This window comes from Micromonospora sp. ATA51, from assembly GCF_016802855.1.
Lineage (GTDB): Bacteria > Actinomycetota > Actinomycetes > Mycobacteriales > Micromonosporaceae > Micromonospora > Micromonospora sicca.
Window position 1 is genome coordinate 1 of record NZ_JAEVHJ010000103.1, and the last position, 20,540, is coordinate 20,540.

A 20,540-nucleotide genomic window follows, 5' to 3' on the forward strand; every position below is an offset into this window, starting at 1 on the left:
AGACGTCAACGCCATCGTGGAACCCTTCCGCGCCGCAGCGAGTCCCGGCAGCGCCCTCGTCATTTCCCACGCGACCTCCGGCACGGCCACCAGCCAGACCGAGGAGGTCCAGCGGCTGTACCAGCGCACCCCCACCCCCCTTCAACTCCGCCACCTCGCCGACGTCCTGGCGCTGTTCGGTGACTTCGCCATGGTCGCGCCCCAACCCGGCGCAGCGTCACGCCCGAACAGCGCCGCACTCGTCCCGGTATCTCACTGGCGCCCCGACCCCGAGGACCATCTCGCGGCGGAAGACTCGTCGGCGAGCCCCTTCCTCGCCAGCTTCCTCGCCGGGGTTGGCATGAAGGGAGCAGCTGTCATGACGGAACAGCCAAGGCCGGAACCCACCGGACGACAGGCATCCCGGCGAGAGGGCCAGCGCTGATGTTCATCGGACTCGCCGGGCCAACGGGTGCCGGCAAGACGACCCTCGCACAGCGACTCGCCGAGCGTCTCGGAGCGCGCCTGATGCGCGACCCGTTCGTCGACAACCCCTCTCTCCCGAAGCTTTACGCCGCGGGGAAGACCCGCCCCGTGGCCCTGGCTCTCCAGGTCGAGTTGACCTTCCTTGCGCTCCGCGTCGCTCAACTTCGCGAGATTCACGACCTGCTCACCCAGGGCACACCCGTTGTGGCGGACTGGTCCATGGCGCAGCAGGTCATCTTCGCCCACACCACCCTGCCGCCCGAGGACGCCAGCCGGGTGAGGAAGACCTGCGCCACCTGGAGCGACGCCGCCGCACGACCCGACCTCCTCATCGCCCTGACCGCACCGGCACCGGTCCTGGCCCGCCGGATCGCGCATCGCGGCAGACCCATGGAATCCGCGCTGTCCACCGCCTACCTCGAACACCTCACCCGAGCCTTCGACACACCGCTAGGTGACTACGCCAGCCGAATCATGCGGCTCGACACCAGCGAGTTCGACGCCTTCAACGACGAAGACGTCAACGCGCTCCTTGCCCGCCTACCAGCCCTGGAGAGGTCATGACCGAAACCGACGTCGCACAGCCACGCACTGCCCACGCGCCTCCTTGCAGCAGGGTCATGATCACTGGACCGGGTCAGGTCGAGATCGTCCGCGAGCACCTGCCCACACTCGGCCCCGACGACGTCTACGCCGAATCGGTCGTCTCCGGCATCAGCCACGGCACCGAGATGGCCTGGGTGGCCGGCGACGCCGCCGCGCTACACCGATCCTGGGACCCGCAGCGACGCATCTTCCTCGAAGGCGCCGGACGGGACTTCCCGGTAGCGCCAGGCTACGAGACCATCGCGCGGGCACCGCCATCGGCGCAGCCGCTGTCAGTGAAGTGAGCATCGGCGACCTCATCACCCTCGACCGCCCGCACGGCACCGCGCACATCGTTCCCGCGGACGCTGCCGTCGCCAGCCGTTTGCCGGCCGGTGTCGACCCCGAACGCGCCGTCTTCTTCATCTTGGCGCGCGTCGCCCTCGGCGGCGTGCACGACGCTGAGGTGCGCCTCGGCGACACCGTCGTCGTGGTGGGGCTCGGCACCGTCGGCCTTCTCACCGGCCAGCTCGCGCGACTCGCCGGAGCCGCCAAGGTCATCGGAGTGGATCGCTACCCGCTGCGCCTGGACACCGCCGACTCCCTCGGCATAACACCCGTGCACGCCGCTACCGACGACGATGTCGCCGTGCAGGTCCGCAAGCTCTGCGGCCCACAGGGCGCGGACGTCGCCATCGAAGCCTCCGGCTCCTACCGTGGCTTGCACGAGGCGATCCGCTGCGTCCGGGTAGGCGGCCGGGTCGCGACCGTCGCCTCCTACCACGGCGATCAGGACGGCCTACGACTCGGCGAGGAGTACCACCGCAACCGCATCACCCTAGTCTCCTCAATGACCGTCAACGGCTGCCCACAGCGCGCCTATCCCGCCTGGGACCTGCCCCGACTCAGCGCCTCAGCCCGAGACCTGGTCATCAGTGGGCACGTGCATGTCGACAGCCTGGTGACCCACCGCTTCCCCTTCAGCGAGGCGGCCAAGGCGTACCACTTGATCGCCCAGCGCCCCGAGGAAACCATCAAGGTGGTGCTGACCTATGACAAGTAGCAGCCACGACGTCCTCAACCCCGTAGACGACCGGTACACCCCTGCACCCTGCGGCGAACTGGACGAAATCCGCGCCACCCTCGACGACGGCCGCCTCTCCGGCGCGCCCCCGTCCTTGCCATCTACGAAAACGCGCTCGCCAAGCGCTTCGGCGCGCGCCGCGCCATCGCTGTCAACTCGGGAACCTCCGCGCTGCACGCCGCGCTCATCGCCCTCGACGTCCGACCCGGCACGGAAGTCCTGGTCCCCGCCACCGCGCCTCTGCCGACAGCTATGCCGGTGCTCACGTGCGGAGCCACGCCCGTCCCTGTCGATACCCTGCCCGAATCCCTCGCCCTCGAGCCCGCCGACGTCCAGCGCAAGCTCACCGGACGCACCCGCGCCGCCATCACCCTGCCGCTCTGGGGCTACCCCAACGACGAACGAGCCAGCGCAGACCTCCTCGCCCAAGCCGGAGTGCCGGTAATCGAGGACGCATGCCAAGCCCACGGCACCCGAGTCGGCAACCAGTTCGCCGGCACCCACGGCGCAGTCGGCTGCTTCTCCACCCACGACCGCAAGCTCCTATCCACCGGCGAGGGCGGCTTCGTCCTCACCGACGACGAGGAACTCGGCGAGCGCATCGACTGGTACACCCACCTCGGCCACCTGCGCGGCACCACCCACGGCGTCAACTACAAGCTCGCCGGCCCCCTGGCCGCCATCGGCCTGCGCCGGCTCAAGCTCCTCGACGGCCAACTCGACCGACGCCGCCGCAACGCCCAACGCATCCTCGCCGCGCTGCCGCCGGGCGGCCTGCTGCGGGAACTGCCGTACGGGGTCCAGGACAAGCCGAACTACTACAACCTCGTCCTCACCATCAAGGACCGCATCCCGCAGGTCGCCGCCGCGTTCGAGGCCGCCGGACTCCCACCCGACTCGATCCGGTGGCGCTACCGGCCGCTGTACCACCAGCCCATCTTCCAGCCCTACGCCAACCAGTGCCCCAACGCCGAACACCTCGCCACGACCACCGTCCAACTCCCAGTTCACCCCGGAATGACGGACGCGACCGTAGCGTGGATGGCCGACCGCGTGGCCCAGATCGCCCAGGGAGAGACCCGAGCATGATCCGTCATTTCACCAGCTCAGCCGTCGTCTTCAACGACGAGGGCCACGTCCTTCTCGTGCACCACAACAAGATCGACCTGTGGCTGTACCCCGGTGGGCACATCGACCCCAACGAAGACCCCGCCGAGGCTGCACTCCGCGAGGTACATGAGGAGACCGGGATTATCGCCGAGATTCTCGGCCCACAGCCGTTCCGGCACCCCGCCGTACGCAGCATCCCGAGCCCATTCGCCATCATCGAGATGGACATCGAAGACCGCAAGGTCGGACCACACCGGCACATCGACTTCGTCTACGTCTGCCAAGCCACCCGTGGCAACCTGACGGCCCAAGTCGAAGAGGTTGGAGGCGCGAGGTGGGTGCCCGTCGAAAAGGTGGCGACTCTCCGCACGCCTGCCGAACTTCCTGCCCTTATCACCGAAGCCGCCAGGTTGATTCCTCAACCGGCTTGAGACCGCGGCGGCGAGGACCAAGTCGAGGACGCTGGCGCAACTTGCCCGGCGTCCGCCGGGCAAGCTCGTATCACCCCTGATGGTCGGTCACGAGGAGGATGCGGAGAGTATGATTGATCGACTAGCCTCTACTGACTGTGGGGGTAACGTCTGATGATCCTCGGCTTCAGGCGGAGCAACGCGCCCGGATCTTGATTGACCGACAGCTTCGCGATGCCGGCTGGGTCGTGCAAGACCGCTCCGAGACCAACCTCTTCGCGGGCACGGGCGTGGCCGTCCGTGAGGCGATCATGGCCAGGGGCCACGGCCGAGTCGACTATCTCCTGTATGTCGACCAGCGGGTCGTCGGGGTGATCGAAGCCAAGCCGGAGGGAACCCCGCTGTCAGGGGTGGAGTGGCAGTCGGCCATGTACGCCGAGGGCCTGCCGCCTGCGGTACGGCTGAAGGCGCTGACCCGCGACGGACGGCTGCCGTTCGTGTTCGAGGCCAGCGGCTCGGAAACCCACTTCACCAACGGCTACGATCCCCAGCCGCGGGCCCGGCGTGTCTTCGCGTGCCCGCAGCCCGGCACCCTGGCCAGGATCGTCCGTAACGCGGAAGCCGACCCCAAGCGACCGACGTGGCGGGCTAAGGTCCGTCACCTGCCACCCCTGGATACCGCTCCACTGCGCCCAGCGCAGATCACGGCGATCGAAGGCATTGAGCGGTCGCTGGCCGCGCAGCGGTTCGACCGGTCGCTGGTGCAAATGGCCACCGGCGCCGGCAAAACCTACACGGCCGTGACCGAGTGCTACCGGCTACTCAAGCACGGCGGGTTCACTAGGGTGCTGTTCCTGGTAGACCGCAACAACCTGGCCGACCAGACCCTGGCCGAGTTCCAGAACTACCGCACCCCCGGCGACGGGCGGCGGTTCACCGAGCTGTACAACGTCGACAAGCTCACCAGCGCCGGCATCCTGGGCAGCTCCAGCGTGGTGATCTCCACGATCCAGCGGGTCTACAAGGTCCTCGCTGGCGACACCGCTCCCGAGGGCGACGACCCGGGCCTCGACGGGTACGTGCCGGACGTCCCCGTCAGCGTCGTCTACAACGCGGGGATGCCGCCGGAGACGTTCGACCTGGTGATCGTGGACGAGGCGCACCGGTCCATCTACGGGGTGTGGCGTGGGGTGCTGGAGTACTTCGACGCGCACATCGTCGGCCTGACCGCCACCCCCGGCAAGCAGACCTTCGGCTTCTTCCGGCAGAACCTGGTGTCGGAGTACACCTACCCGCAGTCGGTGGCCGACAACGTCAACGTCGACTTCGACCTGTACCGGATCAAGACGCAGATCAGCAGCCAGGGTTCGAAGATCGACGCCGGCACAGTCGTGCCGAAGGTCGACCGCCGCACCCGGGTCCAGCGGCTGGAAACCTTGGACGAGGATCTGGAGTACACCCACAAGCAACTCGACCGGGCGGTCACCGCCACCTCGCAGATCCGCCTGGTGCTGGAGACGTTCCGAGACAAGCTGTTCACCGAGATCTTCCCCGGCCGGCACACGGTCCCCAAGACGCTGATCTTTTGTAAAGACGACGCCCACGCCGAGGAGGTTGTTACGACCGTCCGTGAAGTGTTCGGCAAGGGCAACGACTTCGCCGCGAAGATCACCTACAGTGCCCGCGATCCGAAGGGCCAACTCCAGGCCTTCCGCACGTCGGCGAGTCTGCGCATCGCGGTCACCGTCGACATGATCGCCACCGGAACCGACGTCAAACCTCTCGAATGTGTGTTCTTCATTCGGGACGTGCGCTCTGCGGCGTACTTCGAACAGATGAAGGGCCGCGGCGCCCGCACGATCGCCTCGGCCGACTTCCAGGCGGTCACCCCGGACGCCAGGGAGAAGACCCGGTTCGTCGTCGTCGACGCCGTCGGCGTCACCGAACACGACTTCGTCGACCCACCCCTGAACCGGGAGAAGGGCGTCTCGCTCAAGCAGCTGCTCGACAAGGCCGCCACCCTCACCCTCACCGAGGCCGAAACCGCCACCCTCGCCTCCCGGCTGGCCGCCCTGGAGCTGCAACTCACCACCGACGAGCGCACGGAACTCGACGCCGTCGCCGGCGGCTCGGTCCGCGGCATCGTCCGCGGCCTGGTCGACGCCGTCGACCCCGACACCCAAGCCCGCGCCAGCGCCGACGCCGTCGATCCGCAGGCCGCCGTCCAGGCCCTGCTCGAGACCGCGGTTCGGCCTATCGCGGCGAACCCGCAACTGCGCCAGCGGATCCTGGAGCTCCGCCGCACCCACGACCGGATCATCGACGAGGTCAGCGTCGACGTGCTCGAAGACGCCCACGGGGTGGTCGACACCTCTCGCGCCCAGTCGATCGTCGAGTCCTGGCGGGCGTACCTGGACGAGCACCGCGACGAGATCACCGCGATCCAACTGCTGGCCGAGGCGCGCGAGCGGCGGGTCTCCTTCGCCGACATCAAGGAACTCGCCGAGCGCATCCAGCGCCCGCCCCGCAACTGGACCATCGACCTCATCTGGGCTGCCCACGAAGCCATCGAAGCTGACCTCGTCCGGCACAGCGACCGGCACACCCTCACCGACCTGGTGTCGCTGATCCGGTACACCATCGGGCAAGATAACGAACTCGTGCCCTACGCGGAGAAGATCCGCCAGCGGTACGCCGGCTGGCTCCGCCAGCAGGAACAGGCCGGGGTGACGTTCACCGAGACGGAGAGGTGGTGGCTGGACCGCATGGTCGAAGTGATCGCCGCGTCGGCCGGCATCAGCCCCGACGACCTGGACAACGCCCCCTTCACCGAACGCGGCGGCATCGACGGTGCCATCCGCGAACTCGGCCCCCGCACCGCCGCTCTCATCGACCAACTCAACACGGAGCTGACCGCGTGACGGACCTGCCTCCTGGGTGGCGTTGGGCAACCGTTGGCGAGGTGGGCCGCATCGACCTTGGGCGTCAGCGGCACCCCAACTGGCACGCCGGTCCGGAAATGCGTCCGTACCTCCGCGTCGCCAACGTCTTCGAAGATCGGATCGATACGTCGGACTTGAAGGAGATGGACTTCTCGGACGTCTACGAGCGGTACAAGCTGGAACCCGGCGACGTTCTCCTTAACGAAGGCCAGAGTCCAGAGCTCCTCGGCAGGCCCGCCATCTACCGCGGTGTCCCCGAGAACGTCGCCTTTACCAATACGCTGCTCAGGTTTCGTGCAGGGCCGGATGTCCTACCCGAGTGGGCGCTGGCTGTCTTCCGTCGGCACATGCACTCCCGACGCTTCGCTCGCGAAGCTCGCATTACCACAAATATTGCGCATTTATCCGCAAGTCGCCTTAAATCGGTTGAATTTCCAGTACCGCCGATTATGGAGCAGCAACGAATCGTCCAAGTTCTTGACCACCATCTCTCCCGGCTTGCTGCCGCACAGTTTGAGGTTGATTCTGCTGCCCGTCGAGTCGACGGCTGGAGGCGCGCAAGTATCGACCGCCTGCTCTCAAATCTGGATGCGTCCGTAAGAAGCGTGGCAGAACTGTTGCGAGAACCGATGCGCAACGGCCATTCGGCCCGAGCCGCACGTGACGGTGAACCTGGTATTAGGACGTTGACACTAACGGCCGTCACGCGATGTTCTTTCTCTGAAGCCTACACAAAGATGAGTGCGGCTGAACCGAGACGAGTCGAAGCACTATGGCTGACCCCGGGAGACATCCTGGTGCAGCGGTCGAATACGCCGGAACTGGTCGGAACGGCCGCCATGTTCGACGGCCCGCCCAACTGGGCAATTTTCCCCGATCTCATGATCCGCCTGCGGGTCGACACCGACGCCGCGCTCCCCGAGTATGTGACGGCGGTGCTGCGTAGCGAACGAGTCCACCGCCATCTGCGCAGCAAGGCGAGAGGACTTGCAGGCTCGATGCCCAAGATCGATCAACAGGCTATTGCATCGATCTTGCTCAAGATTCCACCCTTGGCGCGTCAACGGGAATTGGTATCCGAACTCTCGGAGATTGAACAGACCTATAGTCGGCTGGCCAGGGCTGCTAATACCGCGAGACGCCAAGGTCAGACACTCCGGAAGGCGTTGCTTGAGGCGGCGTTCTCGGGGCGGCTGACAGGGCGGGCTAGCGACATAGACATGGTTGAGGAGATGGCCGGTGTCTAACGCGCGGCGGTTGGTCGACAAGCTGTGGTCGTACTGCAATGTGCTGCGCGACGACGGGGTCGGCACGATCGAATACACCGAGCAGCTCACGTACCTGCTGTTCTTGAAGATGGCACACGAGCGCGAGACCCGGCCGCTAAAGCCGGAGCGGATCGTGCCAGCGCACTGCTCGTGGCAGCGGCTGCTGGACGCCGAGGGTGACGACCTGGAGATCAACTACCGGCACATCCTCGAAGACCTGGCCCGCCAGCCCGGCACGCTCGGCACGATCTACCGCAAGGCGCAAAACCGCATCCAGGACCCGGCCAAGCTCAAGCGGCTAATCGTCGATCTGATTGACAAGGAGTACTGGTCGGCCGCCGGCACGGACATCAAGGGCGACGCGTACGAGGAACTGCTCTCCAAGGGCGCAGAGGACATCAAATCCGGCGCCGGGCAGTACTTCACACCCCGTCCGGTGATCCAGGCGATGGTCGACTGCATCCGGCCGACCGTCCGCGACACCGTGGTCGACCCGGCCGCCGGCACCGGCGGCTTCCTGCTGGCGGCGCACGAGTACGCCTCCCGCCACGCAGAGACGCTGACCCCGACCGAACGCGCCCACCTGCGCGACACCTTCGTCCACGGAGTTGAGTTGGTCGATGGGACCGCCCGGCTCGCCGCGATGAACCTGCTGCTACACGGCATCGGCACCCCTACCGGCGACAGCCTCATCGAGGTCAAGGACGCGCTGATCGCCGACCCAGGCCAGCGGTACTCAGTCGTGCTGTCCAACCCGCCGTTCGGCCGCAAGTCGTCCCTAACGATGGTCGGCGCGGACGGCCGAGAGGCCCGCGACGAGCGCGAAATCGAGCGGCAGGACTTCGTCGTCACCACCGCCAACAAGCAGCTCAACTTCCTTCAGCACATCGCCACGATCCTTGATATCAACGGCCGCGCCGCCGTCGTCCTGCCAGACAACGTGCTGTTCGAGGGCGGTGCGGGGGAGGCCCTACGGCGGAGGCTACTGCGGGACTTCGACCTGCACACCATGCTGCGCCTGCCCACTGGCATCTTCTACGCCCAAGGCGTCAAGGCCAACGTGCTGTTCTTCGACAAGAAGCCCGCTGCCGAAAGGCCATGGACCGACCGGCTGTGGATCTACGACCTGCGGACCAACCAGCACTTCACCCTTAAGCAGAACCCGCTACGCCGCCACCACCTCGACGACTTCGTCGCCTGCTACCTCCCAGGCAAGCCCAGGTCCGAGCGCGTCGAGACGGAGCGGTTCAAGGCGTTTACGTACGAGGAACTGTTGGCCCGGGACAAGGTCAACCTCGACATCACCTGGCTGCGCGACGAGTCCCTCGAGGACATGGAAAACCTCCCGGCACCCGAGGTCATCGCAAGAGAGATCGTCGAGGATCTCACCGCAGCCCTGGCCGAATTCGAGGCTGTCGCTGCCGCGTTGGAAGCCACCGACACGGCCGACCGCATGGCGTCATCAGGGCCGTTAGCTTGAAATGCTCACTGCGTGAGGATGTTCTTGGCGCGTTGAGCGCGTACCAGTCGGATGACGTCCGCATTGGTCTGGCAGTAGCAGTCTGAGCGCGGTCGACGATCGTCGACCATGTCGGGCCGGGGGCCGTACAGCGTGTCGTACTCGATCTGACGGATCGGGATACGGCTGCCTCCGGGGTGGGTGCGGGCGATCAGCGCACCGACCATGAGGCTCGCGGCTTGCTGAGCGACGAACGCTGCCGACGGCTGATAGCTGTCGTCGCCGGCGGCAGTGGTCAGACCCATGACACGGCCGAGGCCGCACACGGGTTGTCCAACGTGTCGTTCGAGCAACTGACGGCCCTGGCGGGGTAGGCCGCGCAGATCATCCTCAGTGAGGGCTTGGTCGCCTCGAGCGATGCGCGCCAGCGGCAGCCCGGTAGCCTGGTGGAGGCGCTGCTCAGCGGTCAATGTCGTCGTGCTGGCGGGGAAGTAGCAGCGCATACATGGACCGGTGGGCAGGGCTTCGTGCAGGCTGACGGTGGTGCCGGCGCGTCCACCGGTGCCGCCGTCAAGGACAAGGTCGGCGTAGATGCGTTGGAGGTCGTGGCGTGCCGCGATGTTGTCGACGGCACCGAGCACTGACTGCGGCATAGGCTTGTGGCCCGCGTCGATCTGTGCAATGAAGTCGTCGACCGTCCCGTGAACGCGGCGAATGTTCATGTGTTGGAGCGCTGCTTCGACTATGTCGACCTTGGGGAGTCGGGCGGCGGCGTCTTGACCGGTGCCGAGGCTGTAGGTGATCACGTTCGGCGGTTCGAAGATCTGTCGGTCGACGACGGTCATCTCTCCGGTTGCTTCCAGCGCGCGAAGGATGAGCGCGACGGCGGTGCCGATCGCACCCGCGCCGATGAGCGCGAGTCGCTCGACGTGCAGGTGCTGGGGAGCCTGCTCATGTGGTGAGAAGAGTCTGACTGGGCAGAAGTCGAGCGCCTCGATGCGGCGGTGTGATCCTGGTCGGAGCGCAGTGACCGTCTTGAAGATTTCGCCGGTGAGCATGGCGGCGGTCAGGACGGAGCCGAGGCCGCTGCCGGCGTACCGCAACTTCGGAAACGGCTGTCCAGGCCTTCGGATATGCGTGCCGTGTCCGTCGGGGACGCCGCTGAGGTGCGCGGCTGCATGGTCGACACCGACCTGCACGTGAAGCGCGTCCGGCGGTGCAGCACCAACCGTGATCGGCCGTTCCGGGTCGATACCGGCGGCGATGCTTACGACTTGGTCTAGGAGGTCGTCGCCCAGTCGTCCGGAGCCGTGACCGGGGTCGAGACTGAGTTGGATAGGCAGGCGCCTCAGGTCTGCGACAAGGACGCGGAGGCACGTGCTGCTGCCAGGCACAGTGAGGTCCACGGAGATGTGGACCTGGGACGCTTCGATCCGACCGCGGAGGCTCTCCGGTTCACCGCCCGTAGCGGTTGCGGCGAGCAGGAGACTGCGGCTGTAGTCAGTCGGCACGTACACCATCTCCGTCGAAGACAACACTGTCGATACAAGCCGCCGGGTCGCATCGTGGCGCTTCAGTCGGCGTCCAGTCCGACGTGAAGGTCCACCAGCGCCACAGAGCGAGGTCCTCGGGCGGGTTTTCGAACGTGGGAACAACCGCGCTACGGAAGCCCTTCACCCGCAGGCCACCCTCACGGTCGGTTCGGGACAGGAACGCTTCTTTAGCGTGCGAGTGAACCATCGCGCGGACCTGCAGCTCGTTGTCCTCGGCCCAGGTGAAGATTGCATCGAAGGCGGGCCTGGTGATGCAGAACAACCCGTGCTTGCGGACGATGCCAGTGGTGCCGGCGACCGCTACGACGCTCACCGTCGAGTCGCCAGGCTTTGTGAGCAGGAGGCCACCTGTCTCGACGCCGGCTCGGCCGAAGCGGCGAATGTCGGCGCAAAGGCGGGTGACGGCTGGAGTCGGCACGATGAGGTTGGGCTGAGTCATGCTGCTCGTGCACCCCCGATCCGGTTGATGTCCTCGACGATGTTCTCCACGACGAAGAGGAACGGATTGCCGGTGTTGCGCCAGGCGTGCGGGCCGGTCGCCCATTCCGCGTGGAGGGCCTGCCCCTCAGCAGTGAAAGGCTTGCAGATGTCGTTCGGAGCGCGATATCCACTCGCTGCGGGCCAGCCCCGGGCATCGCTGGTCGGCTGGCCGATCGCGGGAGCGAACAGTAGCGATGGTGGTCGGTGGGGATAGACCGTCCAGAAGATCCGTGCGACGAACTGGGTACTGCCCGGAGCGGTGGGTTGGATGACAGCCCAGTAAAGACCTGCGGGGTCTTCGTCTCGGTGCACGAGCCGCCCGCCGTTGGAGGTTAGGAATTCCTCCACCGGCGGGACGTCCCGTGCGAGAGTGATCGTGCTCTCGATATCCAACATCGGGTCAGCTCGCGCCCTGGATCGTCTCGGTGCGCAGCTTGAGGTGCAGAGCGTGGGCGTGGCCCGCGATCTCTCCGAGCGTCTTGTCGACGGGGACTTCGTCGCCGTCGTGCTTGAGGTAGTACCGGGTGGTCCCGTCAGCGGTTACGCCGAAGGCCGTCAGGGAATCTCCCAGCACGGTGTCGATCGTGACCGAGCCGGTGTACTCGTGACGGTACGGCCGTTCAGCGGTCGCGAACGTGACCGTGACCTCGATGTCGTGGGGCTTGTTGGGCATGGTTGCTCTCTTTCGCGCAGTGAATCTTGGTGCCGGAGGGTGGGCAGACTTCACCCCGACCTCTCGGTGCGCTGCGATTGCTACATCGCAACGCGTGCCGGTGTTGCAACTTGACCTTCTCACGGAGATGCCGATGCTGCAAGTGGTTTCACTCGTGCAATGATGGGATGGCTCGACGAAACGAGGGAGACGGGATGAGCGATGAGCCTGAGAAGGGGCGCTTCGACGCCGCAGCGTTCTACGCGGCGCTGGACCGGACCCGGGCGGAGCGAGGGCTGCGCTGGAAGCAGGTGGGGGACGAGGCCAAGGTGAGTCCGTCAACGCTGACCCGGCTGGCCCAAGGACGCCGACCGGATGTCGACAGCCTGGCCGCGCTGGTGGATTGGGCCGGACTGAGCGCCGACGACTTCGTTCGTCGGACGCAGCCAAGGCAGGAAACACACGGCACACTCGCTGGTGTGTCAACCTACCTGCGCGCAGACAAGAACCTCGACGACCGCAAGGCCGAGGCGATCGAGAAGGTCATCGAGGTCATGTATCGCCAGATGACGGACGGCTGAGCTGATGGCGGGCAAGCTGCGTAGAGGCTTCCACGGAGAAGCAAACGAGATCGCCGAGTCCATCCGAGCCGAGCTTGGACTCGGAAACTTCGACCCACTGGACCCGTGGAAGCTAGCTGCGCACCTGGACATCGAGATCCGGAAACTCAGCGACATCGCGGTTGAAGAGCCGGCGGTGTCGTGCCTGCTGGAGGGGGACGACAAGTCGCTCAGCGCCGCGACCGTGTTCAGGGGCTCGAAGCGATGCATCGTCGTTAACGACGCACACGGGCTCCCTCGGCAATGCTCCAGTATTTGCCACGAACTCGCGCACGGTCTGCTTCTACATACCCCTGCCATAGCGTTCAACGCCAGCGGGTGCCGTCACTGGGACCAGGAGATGGAGGACGAGGCGGACTGCCTAGGCGGGAAGCTACTGCTCACGGACCAAGCCGCACGAGGTCTCGTCACGCGGAACGTCCCAGCGGACGCCGCCCAACGCCGCTACGGCATCAGCCCAGAGATGCTCCGGTACCGCCTCAACATGAGCGGTGCGGAAAGGCTGCGGCAGCGCAAGAGTCGCCAGCCTACGGCCCACCGTTAGTTTGTCGGCCGCTTCCACGACCTTCGGCCTAGACGTAGTGACACCTGCGCCTTGTCGCTTCGGTTTGCAGCCGAGGCTGGGCGGACCCAGTTGGCCGGGTGGCCGGCTCCTTGCTTGATCAGCTCGTAACGCCGGCCACCTCCTGGTACAGGTACCCAGGTCGGGCTGGTGAGAGCTGCCTGGCTTCTTTCGACGCTTGACTACGGTCAAGAGCCAGGCCAGCCGGGCAATGGCCAAGCTCCGCCTCGACGAGACGCTGACGCCGGAAGGGATGCTGGGATGAATCTGACCGATCTCAAGCAGGTGCTCGACGAGCGTTCCGGCGGCTCGGCGGAGCACGTCATGCACCACGTGCGGCTGCATGGGGTACGCGCCAAGGTGGTCGCGCGGCGGCGGCGCCGGATCGCGACCTGGGCCACCTGCGCGGTGGTCGCCCTGGCCGGCATCGCCGCGGCCGCCGTCGTGCCCGGGCTCCGCGCGGACGTCACCCCCACCCCGGCGGACAGCCCGTCGCCGGTACGCACCATCGAAGGGTTCCCGGAGTACGCCTGGGGCGCGCGTGTCGTGGCTGCGGAGTCCGCCGCGCTGCCGGAGCGCCGGATCGAGCTGACCATCGTGCCCACCACGCTCGATCTCGTCATCTTCACCCGCTGCGCCGGCACCGGAGACAACGTCGAGCCCGATGAGAAGGTGAGCGTCAACGGCCACTTTCTCTTCGGTGGCGGCTGCGGCGGTTCCAGCCGGCAGATGAGCTGGGACGGGCTCGACGTGGCGGTCGGCAAGCCCGCCACGTTCGTCATGACGATCGCCGGAGCCAAGCGGTTCGACGGGACGGACTTGGTCCCGGTGGCGATCCCGGACAGCGGCACGTTCGGGCTCGCGATCGGTGTGCGGATCCCGTTCGACCAGTACCCGCTGCCGCCCCGGCCATCAGGACCACTCGACCCGTTGCACCAGACGCTCATGGCTGGCTGCACCGAGAGGCTCTGCCCGGACGCCGTCATCGTCCGATCGGATCCGGCCGACCCGACGCGTCCGGTCCAGCGGACCCTGACCTGGAAGACGATCGACTCGGTCGACATGCTCTCCCAGACGCCGGGGCTCCTCCACGTCCGCGTCAACGGCGTGGAGATCATAACCGGCGAGTGGTGGGACTACGCGATGAGCAGCTCCGGCAGGTTCGGCGACAGGAGAGGCGCGTGGAAGCGTGAGTTCGGCCTCGACCTGAAACCCGGCGACCCAGTGACCATCGAGATCGTGCCCGAGCACATCACCGGAGCCTGGCAGGTCGTCTTCTCACCAGCCTGAGTGGGCGAGGGTGAGTAGCGCCGTTGCCAGGGTTGCCCCGAGCACCGCGCCCTGCTTCGGCTTCCACCACGATGCCATGGCCGTCGTGGAAGGCGTCGATCTCGTACGACACCTCGGCTCGCCCGTTGTCACCAAACAAGACGGGCCGGCGGATCTTCCCGGCAGCCGTCTTGCCCGTTTCGACCGCGAAGCCAAGACCTTGGAGTCCAGCAGCAAGGTGGCGTAGCACCATGTCGCTCGTGACGCCGACACGCGGCTCCGCCGTTGAGATGTGCGGGGCGGCGTCATGGATGACGGAGAGGAAGCCCTCGACCCACTCCGGCGGCCGAACGTTGCGTGGGTAGTAGTTCCACACCGGGTAGGACACCTGGGAAGGCTAACGGCCCGGCCGAAGGCGCGCAGGAGTGCTGTAGCCATTCTGGGCCGTCGCTGGGCCGTCTGGGCCGTCACAGGGCCGTCAAACGTCGACCAACAACGACCGGCGACGACCAGCAGCGCCCGAAGAAACAGCAGGCCAGCCGCCATGTGACAGCGGCTGGCCTGGTGGGCGACGGACGAGTCGACCTGTACGCCGGATGCTGTTGTCTGGCCCGGCAGGTTGGTTCTAATCTGATGGAGAGTTGATCAATGCCTTGCCCGCTGCTCGGAGAGGCAACTCCTTGTCTTTCGTGCTCGCTACGGATGCCGCCCCCGGCCGGCCGAATGAAGACTTTGTCGTCGCCACCAGTGATCTGGCAGTGGTCGTCGATGGGGCAGGCATCCCGTCCGGCGGCTGCCGCCACGGCGTCAGGTGGTACGCCCGGCAGCTCGGCATCCGCACGCTCGCCGCACTCGTCGCGTCTCCAGACATCGCGCTTGCCGACGGCTTGGCAGCCGGTATCGCTGCGGTAGCCGCGGCGCATGCCGACACCTGCGACCTCGATGACCCCGGTACTCCCTGTGCTGCTGTCGGCATTCTCCGCGCGGAAAGCGGGAGGTGGACACGCTCGCGCTGTCGGATGCAACGGTGGTGGTGGACCTGGAGACGGGACCCGCGGTGACGTGTGACCTCGCGGTGGAGGACATCTGTGGGCCAGAGCCCGAGGTCGTCGCCGGTCTGTTGTTCGGTACTCCCGAGCATGCGCAGGCGCTAGCGGCCTACGTCGAGCACCAGACCATCACCCGGAACCGTGCCGATGGCTGGTGGGTTGCCGCTGCCGACTCGGAGGCCGCTGCACATGCGCGTGTCGCGACATATGCACGTCCAGCTGTGCGACGGGCGAGCGTGATGTCCGACGGCGCAACGCGTCCCGTCGATCAGATGCGGATTTGCCGCTGGCTGGACTACCTTGATCTCCTGGACAAGCTCGGCCCGCGTGCCTTGATCGCTCACGTCCGGTCGATTGAGGTGGACGACCCTGAAGGGGCGCGCTACCCGAGGACGAAGCGGCATGACGATGCCACCGTTGCGCAGTACAAGCCTTCGGACTAGGAACGACGTCGACGACCAGCGCCCAAGGTCCAGGCGCGACCGTCTACGGCATCGTCGGCATCCTGCTCGGCCTGGCCGGCCTCGTCGCCGGTCTGCCGTCGTGCCGCCGCGCCGCGCAGCCTCGCTAACGAAGAGGGGGGCCAGGCCGTCGCCAGGCCGTCAGCGGGCGAACAATGCCCACCAATGACGACCACTGGCGGCGGCCTTTGCCCAGGTTGCTGAGGGTGACTACGAGCCGACCAGCGATGAAGGGCGGGCCTTACCTGTAGTTGGTGAACCGCAGGGGCGCCCAAGGCAGTGCTTCCCGCCAACCGGGCAGTTCGAAGGCCCAGGACGTGATCACGGAGTGGACGAGCCGCTTGTCCTCGGTGAGTGCCTGAAAGTGCTTGTCTTCGTCGCCCTCGCGGTACTCGACCAGGTATCCGCCGGCATCGGTACGGGCAACCTGCGCGAACGTCTGACCGGTGACGTCGGCGACACGTTCCACGATGAGGAACTGTTCCTCGCCGCGCTCCATGTCCGACAGCAACTCGAACAGCAGATCCTCTGAGGGGTCGTCCCAGATCTCGCCGGACCCCATGGTGACGCGAAGCAGCGCAGCAGCCATGCCTCAATGATCCAGGAACCGAGTCCGCCGACGTGCCCGACGCGTACCCGAAGCTGAGCGGGTCGATCGTGTTGTCCGATTCCTCGCCGGAACCAGGCGTTCGGACCCTTCCCCCCAATACGCCCCCGGACGGTGAGCGATGGCGGGTAGTGGTTGGACTCAACGAGACCAGACAAGATTGGCCCCCGACCGCGTTACTGCTGGTCAGGGGCCGTTCTCGCACCTGGTGGCGGGTAGAGGATTCGAACCTCTGTAGCTTTCGCGACGGATTTACAGTCCGCTCCCATTGGCCGCTCGGGCAACCCGCCAGGGCGTCGCCACCACGCCGTGCGCGGCAGCGGAAGCAAGGATAGCGGTTGCCCCCGGGGCCGCCGCAACCGGGTACCGTCAGGGGGTCGTACCGCTGGTCAGCGGGCGACGGAAGACCTTCAGACCGCCGAACCAGCAGGAGCATGAGCATGGCAGCGAACCCGTCGTTCGACATCGTGAGCAAGGTCGACCGCCAGGAGGTCGACAACGCCCTCCGTCAGGCGGAGAAGGAGCTCGCGCAGCGGTTCGACTTCCGCGGCACCGGCGCCGAGATCTCCTGGTCGGGCGAGGAGGCGATCAGCCTCCAGGCGGAGACCGAGGAGCGGGTCCGGGCGGCGCTCGACGTCTTCAAGGAGAAACTGGTCAAGCGGAACATCTCGCTCAAGTCGCTGGACGCCGGCGACCCCCGCGCCTCGGGCAAGGTCTTCAAGATCGACGCCAAGGTCATCCAGGGCATCGACACGGACAAGGCCAAGTCGATCAGCAAGAAGATCCGCGACGAGGGCCCGAAGGGCGTGCAGGCGCAGATCCAGGGCGACCAGCTCCGGGTCACCGGCAAGAAGAAGGACGACCTCCAGGCCGTCATCGCGCTGCTCAAGGGCGAGGACTTCGGCGTCGCGCTGCAGTTCACCAACTACCGCTGACGAGCCCGGTCAGCGCGAGAAGATCAGCAGCAGGATCACTGTCAGGACCGCGCTGATCAGGATCGAGCCCAGGCAGCCGACCCGGTTCGAGAAGAAGAAGAACATTCCCGTGCTGTACCCGCCCGGGACGCGTTGAGACGCCGTCGAGCGGTCACCCCGATCGGGTGACCGCTCGACGCGTATCCGGCTGCTGTGGCGGTCGGCGGGTGAGCCGCACTCAGGCGGCAACCCGGTGCTCGGTGCGTACCGCGGTGGCCTCCGCGCGGGCGATGGGGCCGGCGGGGAGCGCGGCGACCGTGGCGCCGACGGCGACCGCCGCCCCGGCGAAGAGGAACGCCCACGGCACCCCGCCGGCGTGGTCGACGATCAGGCCGGCCACCGCGCCGCCGGCGGCGCTCGCCGCCACCGACATGGTGACCACCCAGGTGTACGCCTCGTTCAGCATGCCGGCCGGGGCGATCCGCCCGACCAGGGTGTTCTCCAGGGTCAGGGCGGGCGCGATGGTGGCGCCGCCGAGGATCAGCGCGACGCCCAGCGCCGTCGGGCCGGGCATCACCGCGAAGACGGCGAAGCTGGCGGCCACCGCGCCGAGCAGCCAGGCGAACTGGCGGGTCATGTTGGCCGGCGGCCGGCGTACGCCGAACCAGAAGCCGCCCGCGGCGCTGCCGATGCCCCAGACGGCCAGCAGCACGCCGGCGAGGCTCTCCGGGTCGTCGGCGGTGGCGTCGCCGGCGAAGGCCGGCACGATGACCCCGGCCGCGCCGAACGCGATGCCGAGGCTGGCGACGCAGAGCAGCAGCGCCGGGAAGCCGCCCACCCGCAGCGGGCCGAGACCCTTCGCGTGGTGCTCGCGGGGGTGTGGCCGCCAGCCGCGCATCACCCGGCCGAGGGCCACCGCGGCGGTGCCGACCAGGGTGACCACGGCGGCGCCGACGAGCGCGGCGGCGGCGTCGGCGGCCAGCACGAACGCGGCCACCAGCAGCGGGCCGAGCACGAAGACGATCTCGAAGAGCGAGGTCTCCGCGGCGAGCGCGGTGTTGCGCAGGTGGTACCGGCCGGAGGTCGGGCCGGTGAGGTCGTTCCAGGCGCCCCGGATGGCGGCGGTCAGCGGCGGGTAGGTGGCGCCGGCGACCCCGGCGGCCAGGTAGATCAGGCCCAGGTTGCCGGCCTCGGACCGGCTGGCCCCGAGCAGCCCGAAGAGCGCGAGGGGGTGGGCGACGGCGGTGGCCAGCAGTACGGGGGTGGGGCCGACCCGGTCGGCGACCCGCCCGGCGACCGGGCTGAGCGCGGCGCCGCAGAGCGCGTAGAAGCCCCCGGCGACCGCGGCGAGGGCGTACCGCCCGGTCACCTGCTCGACGACGAGCAGCAGCGCCAGCGGGGTCATGCCGATCCCGAGCCGGCCGATGATGCCGAGGATCAGCAGCATCGGCGCGCCGGGGATCCGCCAGACGCCCAGGTACTGGCGCAGTGCGGCCACGGTCGACCTCCGACGGATGTAATGGGTGAGAGACGTTTCGACCCTAACGCCGGGCAGGACGGGAGGGAACCGGTTTGTGCCTCGACACACGACTCCGCCCGCGTCCGGACCGGACGCGGGCGGAGGTTGTCGGCGTGGGTCAGCGCTGGAACTGCACCGGACCGCTGTTGGCGGCCATCTGCTCCAGCCGGGCGACCCGCTCCTCCATCCTGGGGTGGGTGGAGAAGAGCGCCGCGATGCCGCCGCCCCGCTTGAACGGGTTGTCGATCATCAGGTGGGCGGTGCTGGTCAGCTGCCCCTGCGCCGGCAGCGGCCGCGCCTGGGTGCCCATGTGGATCTTCCGGAGCGCGCTCGCCAGGGCCAGCGGGTCCCGGCTCAGCGCCGCACCCGACTGGTCGGCCTGGAACTCCCGGCTCCGGCTGATGGCCAGCTGGATGATGGTTGCCGCGATCGGGCCGAGGATCAGGGTGAGCAGCAGCACGGCCGGGTTCGGGCCGTCCTCGTCGTCCGAGGAGCCCAGCGGGATGAACCAGGCGATGTTCGCCAGGAAGGTGATGATTCCGGCCAGCCCGGCCGCCACGCTGGAGATCAGGATGTCCCGGTTGTAGACGTGCGACAGCTCGTGTCCGATCACCCCGCGCAGCTCGCGGTAGTCGAGGATCTCGGTGATGCCCTGGGTCACGCAGACCGCCGCGTGCTGCGGGTTTCGTCCCGTGGCGAACGCGTTCGGCTGCGCGGTCGGGCTGACGTACAGGCGGGGCATCGGCTGCCGCGCCTCGGTGGCCAGCTCACGCACCATCCGGTACAGCTCAGGGAACTCTGCCTCGCTGACCGGTTGCGCCCGCATCGAGCGCAGCGCGAGCTTGTCGGAGTAGAAGTAGGTCACGCCGTTCATCAGCAACGAGGCGACGACGGCGAAGACGAGGCCGCCGCTCCCGCCGAACCAGTAGCCGACCGCGAGGATCAGCGAGGTCAACAGGCCGAGCAGCGCTGCGGTCTTCAGACGGTTGTGATGCACGATCGCTCCTTCGGTGCGCGGACCCGCACAGGAATCCGCTGACCGGTTCAACAACCCGGTACCCGTCAACCATCCTGCTCATGACTGAGAGTTGCCTGAAAAAGGCTGTGCGCCGGCTGCGCCGGATCAGCGGGCGACCAGGTCCAACAGGAGTTGCGGGGCGAAACCGACCACCACGGCCACCAGGGTCGCGACCGCCAGGGCCAGCCCGACGCTCGTCGCCGGGCGGGCGCCGGCCGGTCGGTCCGCCCCGGCGGGGCGGGCGGCGGCGTCCGGGGCGGCCCAGAGGCCGGCGGCGAGGCGCAGGTAGTAGGCGAGGCCGAGCACCGCGTTGACCGCCACCACCAGGGCGAGCCAGCCGGCGTGGCCGTCCAGCAGCGACCGGACCACCGTCACCTTGGCGAACAGCCCGGCCAGCCCCGGCGGCAGCCCGGCCAGCCCGATCAGCGCGAGCGCGAACGCGCCCCCGACCCACGGGTGCCGGCGGGCCGCCCCGCGCAGGTCGTCCAGGGTGCCGCCGTCGGCGTCCGCCGG

At 67.6% G+C, this 20,540-nt stretch carries 22 protein-coding genes, 1 tRNA gene and 1 pseudogene; 14 read left to right on the forward strand and 10 right to left on the reverse strand.

Going from position 1 to position 20,540, the window contains the following annotated elements:
* From JNW87_RS17605 to JNW87_RS17645, 9 genes are all read left to right on the forward strand, one after another.
* A partial coding sequence (locus JNW87_RS17605; RefSeq protein ID WP_238454067.1) for an SAM-dependent methyltransferase occupies positions 1-424 on the forward strand: 424 nt, incomplete at its 5' end.
* Positions 424-1,029: a deoxynucleoside kinase gene (locus tag JNW87_RS17610; protein ID WP_238454068.1), complete on the forward strand. Its 606-nt coding sequence runs from the start codon at positions 424-426 to the stop codon at positions 1,027-1,029. The genes JNW87_RS17605 and JNW87_RS17610, both read left to right, overlap by 1 nt.
* A 56-nt stretch (positions 1,030-1,085) precedes the next feature.
* Positions 1,086-1,355 (forward strand): hypothetical protein, encoded by a 270-nt coding sequence (locus JNW87_RS17615; RefSeq protein WP_238454069.1) that lies wholly within the window; start codon positions 1,086-1,088, stop codon positions 1,353-1,355.
* On the forward strand, positions 1,352-2,113 hold the full coding sequence (locus JNW87_RS17620; protein ID WP_238454070.1) for a zinc-binding alcohol dehydrogenase: 762 nt from the start codon (positions 1,352-1,354) through the stop codon (positions 2,111-2,113). The genes JNW87_RS17615 and JNW87_RS17620 overlap by 4 nt, the downstream gene beginning before the upstream one ends.
* 165 nt (positions 2,114-2,278) lie before the next feature.
* Complete coding sequence (locus tag JNW87_RS17625) at positions 2,279-3,223, forward strand: DegT/DnrJ/EryC1/StrS aminotransferase family protein (RefSeq protein WP_238454082.1); 945 nt, start codon at positions 2,279-2,281, stop codon at positions 3,221-3,223.
* Positions 3,220-3,675 carry an NUDIX hydrolase gene (locus tag JNW87_RS17630; protein WP_238454071.1) on the forward strand — a complete coding sequence of 152 codons (456 nt, stop codon included), beginning with the start codon at positions 3,220-3,222 and terminating at the stop codon, positions 3,673-3,675. The genes JNW87_RS17625 and JNW87_RS17630 overlap by 4 nt, the downstream gene beginning before the upstream one ends.
* A gap of 227 nt (positions 3,676-3,902) precedes the next feature.
* Positions 3,903-6,575 (forward strand): DEAD/DEAH box helicase family protein, encoded by a 2,673-nt coding sequence (locus JNW87_RS17635; RefSeq protein ID WP_238454072.1) that lies wholly within the window; start codon positions 3,903-3,905, stop codon positions 6,573-6,575.
* A gap of 41 nt (positions 6,576-6,616) precedes the next feature.
* Complete coding sequence (locus tag JNW87_RS17640) at positions 6,617-7,843, forward strand: restriction endonuclease subunit S (protein ID WP_238454073.1); 1,227 nt, start codon at positions 6,617-6,619, stop codon at positions 7,841-7,843.
* Entirely contained in the window at positions 7,836-9,344 is a 1,509-nt protein-coding gene (locus JNW87_RS17645) for a class I SAM-dependent DNA methyltransferase (protein WP_238454074.1), read from the forward strand. The genes JNW87_RS17640 and JNW87_RS17645 overlap by 8 nt, the downstream gene beginning before the upstream one ends.
* A gap of 5 nt (positions 9,345-9,349) precedes the next feature.
* On the opposite strand, the gene JNW87_RS17650 is transcribed toward JNW87_RS17645, so the two are convergent.
* Genes JNW87_RS17650 through JNW87_RS17665 form a run of 4 tightly spaced genes read right to left on the reverse strand, consistent with a single transcriptional unit; the run spans position 9,350 to position 12,029 of the window.
* Positions 9,350-10,843: a ThiF family adenylyltransferase gene (locus tag JNW87_RS17650; RefSeq protein WP_238454075.1), complete on the reverse strand. Its 1,494-nt coding sequence runs from the start codon at positions 10,841-10,843 to the stop codon at positions 9,350-9,352.
* A complete protein-coding gene (locus JNW87_RS17655; RefSeq protein WP_238454076.1) occupies positions 10,824-11,315 on the reverse strand; it encodes a hypothetical protein in 492 nt (163 codons plus the stop codon). Before JNW87_RS17655 ends, JNW87_RS17650 begins: the two co-directional genes overlap by 20 nt.
* Positions 11,312-11,752: a hypothetical protein gene (locus JNW87_RS17660; RefSeq protein ID WP_238454077.1), complete on the reverse strand. Its 441-nt coding sequence runs from the start codon at positions 11,750-11,752 to the stop codon at positions 11,312-11,314. The genes JNW87_RS17655 and JNW87_RS17660 overlap by 4 nt, the downstream gene beginning before the upstream one ends.
* A 4-nt stretch (positions 11,753-11,756) precedes the next feature.
* Positions 11,757-12,029: a hypothetical protein gene (locus JNW87_RS17665; protein ID WP_238454078.1), complete on the reverse strand. Its 273-nt coding sequence runs from the start codon at positions 12,027-12,029 to the stop codon at positions 11,757-11,759.
* 167 nt (positions 12,030-12,196) lie between these two features.
* Here JNW87_RS17665 and JNW87_RS17670 point away from each other — a divergent pair, with 167 nt between their 5' ends.
* The 3 genes from JNW87_RS17670 (at position 12,197) to JNW87_RS17680 (ending at position 14,480) form a co-directional block, all read left to right on the forward strand.
* Positions 12,197-12,589 (forward strand): helix-turn-helix domain-containing protein, encoded by a 393-nt coding sequence (locus tag JNW87_RS17670; RefSeq protein WP_238454079.1) that lies wholly within the window; start codon positions 12,197-12,199, stop codon positions 12,587-12,589.
* A gap of 4 nt (positions 12,590-12,593) precedes the next feature.
* Positions 12,594-13,172 (forward strand): ImmA/IrrE family metallo-endopeptidase, encoded by a 579-nt coding sequence (locus JNW87_RS17675; RefSeq protein WP_238454080.1) that lies wholly within the window; start codon positions 12,594-12,596, stop codon positions 13,170-13,172.
* A gap of 279 nt (positions 13,173-13,451) precedes the next feature.
* Entirely contained in the window at positions 13,452-14,480 is a 1,029-nt protein-coding gene (locus JNW87_RS17680; RefSeq protein WP_109801313.1) for a hypothetical protein, read from the forward strand.
* On the opposite strand, the gene JNW87_RS17685 is transcribed toward JNW87_RS17680, so the two are convergent.
* Complete coding sequence (locus JNW87_RS17685) at positions 14,443-14,847, reverse strand: hypothetical protein (RefSeq protein WP_146231021.1); 405 nt, start codon at positions 14,845-14,847, stop codon at positions 14,443-14,445. The two genes, JNW87_RS17680 and JNW87_RS17685, sit on opposite strands and share 38 nt — an antisense overlap.
* Positions 14,848-15,456: 609 nt before the next feature.
* On the opposite strand from JNW87_RS17685, the gene JNW87_RS17690 reads away from it, so the two are divergent.
* Positions 15,457-15,951, forward strand: a complete 495-nt coding sequence (locus JNW87_RS17690) for a hypothetical protein (protein WP_109801314.1) — start codon at positions 15,457-15,459, stop codon at positions 15,949-15,951.
* A 259-nt stretch (positions 15,952-16,210) separates the two neighbouring features.
* Here the strand turns inward: JNW87_RS17690 and JNW87_RS17695 are convergent, their stop codons facing one another.
* Positions 16,211-16,558 (reverse strand): hypothetical protein, encoded by a 348-nt coding sequence (locus JNW87_RS17695; RefSeq protein ID WP_109801315.1) that lies wholly within the window; start codon positions 16,556-16,558, stop codon positions 16,211-16,213.
* 224 nt (positions 16,559-16,782) lie between these two features.
* Positions 16,783-16,866, reverse strand: a tRNA-Tyr gene (locus JNW87_RS17700).
* Between the two features lie 150 nt (positions 16,867-17,016).
* Here JNW87_RS17700 and JNW87_RS17705 point away from each other — a divergent pair.
* Positions 17,017-17,511, forward strand: a complete 495-nt coding sequence (locus JNW87_RS17705) for a YajQ family cyclic di-GMP-binding protein (protein ID WP_109801316.1) — start codon at positions 17,017-17,019, stop codon at positions 17,509-17,511.
* Positions 17,512-17,728: 217 nt separating this feature from the next.
* Here JNW87_RS17705 and JNW87_RS17710 read toward each other — a convergent pair whose 3' ends face one another.
* The 3 genes and pseudogenes from JNW87_RS17710 to JNW87_RS17720 all read right to left on the reverse strand — a co-directional run.
* Positions 17,729-18,988, reverse strand: coding sequence for an MFS transporter (locus JNW87_RS17710; RefSeq protein WP_238454081.1), 1,260 nt, complete (start codon positions 18,986-18,988; stop codon positions 17,729-17,731).
* A 139-nt stretch (positions 18,989-19,127) separates the two neighbouring features.
* Positions 19,128-20,006 (reverse strand): zinc metalloprotease HtpX, encoded by an 879-nt coding sequence (gene htpX / locus JNW87_RS17715; protein WP_109802406.1) that lies wholly within the window; start codon positions 20,004-20,006, stop codon positions 19,128-19,130.
* Between the two features lie 126 nt (positions 20,007-20,132).
* Positions 20,133-20,540, reverse strand: a pseudogene (locus tag JNW87_RS17720) (NADH-quinone oxidoreductase subunit N); the annotation flags it as partial.